At 60.1% G+C, this 1311-nt stretch carries 1 protein-coding gene; it reads right to left on the reverse strand.

Annotated elements, in window-relative coordinates; all coding sequences use genetic code 11:
• Positions 1–1192 (reverse strand): DDE-type integrase/transposase/recombinase (locus tag IEW63_RS14515; protein ID WP_229710541.1); only part of this gene is annotated, 1192 nt, incomplete at its 3' end.
• Positions 1193–1311 lie beyond the last annotated feature (119 nt).

Raw genomic sequence — 1311 nt, forward strand, 5'->3', positions numbered from 1 at the left:
CTGTGCAACCGGAACATGGGTAACACTTTAAACCGGGAACATGGGTTACACCTCTCCCCCCCGCGTGCCACTGGCACGCGGGCTCTAATCGCGATGTCCTGAGGTTGATATAGCCGAGCAGGTGGAAGCTGTAACGCACCTCCAGCCGATCACCCTCGATTTCTCTCAACCCCACTCGGTGCTGAGCCAGCAGCTCGCTCAGATAGATCAGCTGTCCTCTGCACTTGATCTCACCGTTCTGCCTCACGCTTCTTACCTGCTGGTCTGCGGTATATTCGATTGGCCGCAAGACTGGCGAGTAGATCCGCTGCGAAGGCTGATAGGCGCTGGCAGGCGTCTGTCGGTTCAGAGCTTCATGACTGCGTTGTTCATTAAACTCTTGCCGGAATGCCTGTAGCGCGGCTTGTTGCGTCCTTGTATCAGCCCCTCTCAACTCTCCACCTATGGCTCGATTCAGCGAGCCATGCATCCGTTCGTGGCGGGCGTTCTGGGTCGGGGTGCCCGGTCTGGTGCGGTGCACGCGAATACCCAGTTCCACCCACCACTTCGACAGCCTGGTCAATCCGCCCGCGCCTCGGCTGGCGAACGGGGATCCGTTATCCGACAATATGCCTTCGGGCAGCCCGTGCTCATGGAAGGCCCATTCCAGAGCGGGTCGCGCCAGGGCATAGCTGGTTGCCGATACTGCCTGGCAGCCCAGCAGATAGCGGCTGGCGTTATCTGTAAGCGTCAGCGGGTAACACCAGCTCCCATCCGCCGTCGGATACTGGCCCTTGTAGTCGATGCTCCACAGCGCATTGGGCCGGTTGCCCATCTCAAACGGCTGCGGGTCTGCAGGATAAGGCCGCCTGTACCGCCGCTTCCTGACCAGCCCAGCTGCCTTGAGAATCTCGCCGGCCGTACTGTCAGCCGGCCAGTTAACGCCCGGCTGTTCCCCACGCAGCAGGTCCACCACCTTCTTCGGTCCGAAGCTGGGATGAGCCCGCTTGGTTGCCACAATGCGCTCGGCAACCTCCTCCGAGACAGTGTGCGGACAGTTGTGGGGAGCGCGGGATCGCTCCTCCAGCCCGGCACCTCCCTGTTCCTCGTAACGCCTGATCCACTTGTACACCGTCTTGCGGCTCAGGTTATAACCGCGGGCCAGCTCGCTTACGCTGTACTCATCCCGCAGCCAGTCGGCAATCAGTTTCACCTTCAGATCCATTACACAAGTCTCTTGCCAGGGCATGGGCTGGTCCTCCTTGCCCATACCGTAACTTGTGTAACCCATGTTGCCGGTCTGATCTGTTACCTATGTTGCCGGTTTGCACA

This window comes from Halopseudomonas pertucinogena, assembly GCF_014646575.1.
Lineage (GTDB): Bacteria > Pseudomonadota > Gammaproteobacteria > Pseudomonadales > Pseudomonadaceae > Halopseudomonas > Halopseudomonas pertucinogena.